This is a genomic window from Polaromonas sp. P3_C2 (genome assembly GCF_056402675.1).
The window spans coordinates 1-3923 of sequence record NZ_JBFUGX010000405.1; the positions used below are offsets into that span (position 1 = coordinate 1).

The 3923-nt window shown below is 65.3% G+C and carries 3 protein-coding genes; all 3 read right to left on the reverse strand.

What is annotated here, in order from left to right; translation table 11 throughout:
- Nucleotides 1-54: 54 nt before the first annotated feature.
- On the reverse strand, nt 55-540 hold the full coding sequence (locus AC1DWI_RS15985) for a hypothetical protein (protein ID WP_477668165.1): 486 nt from the start codon (nt 538-540) through the stop codon (nt 55-57).
- Nucleotides 541-806: 266 nt separating this feature from the next.
- Nucleotides 807-1637, reverse strand: coding sequence for an urease accessory protein UreD (locus AC1DWI_RS15990; protein ID WP_477668164.1), 831 nt, complete (start codon nt 1635-1637; stop codon nt 807-809).
- Nucleotides 1638-1832: 195 nt separating this feature from the next.
- On the reverse strand, nt 1833-3923 hold a 2091-nt coding region (locus AC1DWI_RS15995; protein ID WP_477725200.1), incomplete at its 5' end, for a cyanophycin synthetase.

The following is a 3923-nucleotide window of genomic DNA, read 5'->3' on the forward strand; positions in this document are numbered from 1 at the left end:
CTTCTGCTCCATCCGGTGAATTCATCAAACCCCGGCGGAGCGAGTGGCAACTGGTTATTGCGGCGGTGAGGCGACGGGCGCCGGGATCACCACAATGTCTGTCGAGGTCTGCGGCTGCACGCGCACGTTGGTGGCGCCTGGGGGCACCACAACGGTTTCAACTTCGCGAACCACACCGCCGCCGGCGACGCTGCCTTCGGCCTTGCCATAGCCCACGATACGGGCCTGGCAGGCGACCTGGTCTTCACCCTTGAAGACATCACAGCGCTTCAATGCATTGGCGGCAAACTGTCCATTGGCGTTGTCGACCTTGCCGGCACGTTTGGCGGCATTGGCGTTCTTCACTTCAGTGATACAGGTTGCCCGGTCTTGTTGGGTCTTGCCGTTGTTACACGCGGCCATTTCGCTCCTGGCGTCACCCGTGGCGTCGATCCCGGTGGTGCCGGAAGCAATCTGGGCAGCAGCGCCCAGGGAAAGCAGGGCGGCGGCGCCGAAACAGGCGGTAATGCGCGCAAGGCGGAAATTCAGGGATGAGGTCATGGTCAAACTCCTTGTTCGAAACTCGATGGATATCGATAAAGGGAGTCTGGGCCGCTACCTGAAACGGCCATGAAAGGAAAAGGTCCGGGTAAGCCGTGCCCTAAGCCCATTCGCCTGTAGGACAGGTCTTTCAGCGGCTTTTGATGGGCCGGGGTTCGCGCGGGTAACGGCTAACTAAAGACTACAAAACCCGTTGAGCTGAGGGGCAGGCGTAACGAATTTTCTGAAGATGGTTTCTTGTACAGCCTGCAGGGGCAGTTACAGCACTACATTGACCAGATGCGCGGGGTGGACGGCGCCAGCTGCCAGAGCTGTGTGCGCCAGGCTTGCCAGACCTGCTTGAGCAAGGCCATGGCAGGTTCAACCACCGGTGACAGCACACGGATGACGACGACCTGCCCGTCGGGGCTGGTCGCGCCGGCGTACGCGGCAAGCGGGTGGGCCTGCATCACGTCACGTGCGCAGTCCAGCGCCAGCTGGCGGCGATGGCGCTCGAGCTTGCTGCCGGCCACAAAAAAGAGTGACGCGAGGCAGCGGTTGCCGGCCATGCCGAGCGGGCTGTTCATCAGCAAGGTGTCTGCGGCATCCATGCGTGCGCGCTCGAGCCAGACACCGGGCACTTCGATGTGCTGGCGAAAGCTGCCGCTCTCGAACGGCAGGCTGGCGGCGGGCAGGCCCAGGGCGGTGACGTCCCAGCCGATCAGTTCGGCGCCGGGCGCCAATGTCATGGTCAGGCGGTTTTCGGCAAGGCAGCCGTTGTAGCAAATGGCTTCTAGCGGCAGCCATTCCATGCGGGCGCCGGCCTGCAGGTCGAGGCGGGTGCGCTGCAGGGCGGGCTCGCCGGCGGATCGGTAAAAGCGGGTGGCACCGGGCGTGGTGATGAGGCCGTGTGTGCCGGGTGCTGCGCTGAAGGCCAGGTCCAGCGTGTCGCCGCCGACCAGGCCGCCGGGTGGGTGCACGATGACGTTATGGCAAATCGCGTCGCCTTCGGGGTAAAGACTTTGCAGGATGCGCAGGGGTCCGCTATGGCGAAAGTGGGCAAGGGTCTTGCCGGCCTGGTGGGTGTAGTCGAGAGCGAGGGTCGCGTTCCAGGTCATGGGGCAAGTTTAACGCGGGCAGGGTGCCTGGCTTTGCTATTAATTCAGGAGCTGCTTGCGCTCGTCCTGATTGGGTTGTAGCCTCTTTTTGATTGAAATTCAGGGTCCTGCGTATTCACTGCTGGCTTGCCGGGCTGCGAAAAGCGGTGCAGCTCATCCGCGCCGCTCTCCGTTTTGCCCGGCAACCCTGACACGCTAGTGCGCAACTGTCTCTTTGGCTTCTTTCACGCGCGCGGCCAGGTGGTCCAGCGCCTCCTGCACCTGGTCGACCAGGATCAGGCAGAGGTCACCAGGTGACAGGCGCGCGAGCGCGGTGTCGATGGCCAGGAACTCACCACGGATCTCGTCGATTTTCTTGGTACGTTGCGCCTTGTGGGCGCCTTCCAGGCCCTGGCGCAGCAGGCCCATGACTTCACCGTCAGCGCGGCCGCGCTGGGCGGCGTCCTGGTAGAGGATGACGTCGTCAAACGCGCCGCCCAGGATGATGGTCTGGTCGCGGATGTCGCTGTCGCGGCGATCGCCTGCGCCGCTGATCACGACACTGCGACGCTGCCTTGGCGTGGCCGGCATGGCGTCGACCGCGGCCACCAGGGCGCGCATGGCGTCGGGGTTGTGGCCGTAGTCGGCGATCACGGTGGCGCCCTTGTAGTCCATCACGTTGAAACGGCCGGGCGCGTTGTGCGCATCGGTCACAAAGCTGGAGAGGCCGCRCTTGATGGTGTCCCAGTTGATGCCGGCGCCCCAGGCGGCCGCGACGGCGGCCATGACGTTCTCGACCTGGAAACTGATGGTGCCGCCGCGTGTGACGGGAACGCCCTGCAGCGCGATGCGCTCGACCCAGGCGCCTTCGGCGGCTACCAGCATGGGGCCGTCGACATACACGGTGCGCTTGCCTTGTGCGCGGTGCGTGGCCATGAGCGGGTGGTGCCGGTCGGCGGCGAAAAAGATCACCTTGCCGGGGCAGGTGGCCGCCATGTCGGCGACGATGGGGTCGGCGGCATTGAGCACCGCGTAGCCGGTGGTCGAGACGTTCTGCACGATCACGCGCTTGAGCACGGCCAGGTCTTCCACCGTGGTGATGTAGTTCAGGCCCAGGTGGTCGCCGCTGCCGATGTTGGTGACAACGGCGACTTCGCAGCGGTCAAAACCCAGGCCTTCGCGCAGCACGCCGCCACGGGCGATTTCGAACACGGCCGCGTCGACGTCAGGGTGCATGAGCACATTGCGCGCGCTCTTGGGGCCGCTGCAGTCGCCGCTGTCGGTTTGCCGCCCGTTGATGTAGACGCCGTCGGTATTCGTCATGCCGGTGCGCAGACCGTCGGCGGCCAGCAGGTGGGCAATCAGGCGTGTGGTGGTGGTCTTGCCGTTGGTGCCGGTGACGGCAATCACCGGCACGCGGCCGTTGTCACCGGGGGAAAAAAGTTCGTCGATCATGGCGACGCCCACGGCGCGGCCCTTGCCGTAGGAGGGCGACAGGTGCATGCGCAGGCCCGGCGCGGCATTGACTTCCACGACGCCGCCGTTTTGCGATTCGAGCGGGCGCAGCATGCTTTCGCACACCACGTCGACGCCGCAGATGTGCAGGCCGACCATTTGCGCGGCCGCCACGGCGCGCGCGGCCACAGCCGGGTGTACGTCATCGGTCACGTCGGTCGCCGTGCCGCCGGTGCTCAGGTTGGCGTTGTTGCGCAGGATGACGCGCCGGCCCTTGGCGGGAATGGATTCGGGCGTGAGCTCCTGGGCTTCCAGGCGGGCCACCGCGATGTCGTCAAAACGGATTTTGGTGAGCGAGGTGGAATGGCCTTCGCCGCGTTTGGGGTCCTGGTTGACGATGTCGACCAGCTCACGCACGGTGTGCAGGCCGTCGCCCACGACCTGCGGCGGCTCGCGCCGCGAGGCAGCCACCAGCTTGTTGCCCACCACCAGCAGGCGGAAGTCGCTGCCGGGAAGGAATTTTTCGACCATGACTTCGCCGTATTCGGCGGCTGCCTTCCAGGCGGTGTCGAGGTGTTCACGCGTGGTGATGTTGACGGTGACGCCCTTGCCCTGGTTGCCGTCCAGCGGTTTCACGACTACCGGCAAACCCACTTCCAGGGCCGCGGCCCAGGCATCGTCCGTATCGGTGACCGGGCGGCCCAGCGGCACGGGCACGCCGGCCGCGCGCAGCAGTTTTTTGGTGAGGTCCTTGTCTTGCGCGATGGATTCGGCCACGGCGCTGGTGGCGTCGATTTCCGCGGCCTGGATGCGCCGCTGTTTGGAGCCCCAGCCGAATTGCACCATGCTGCC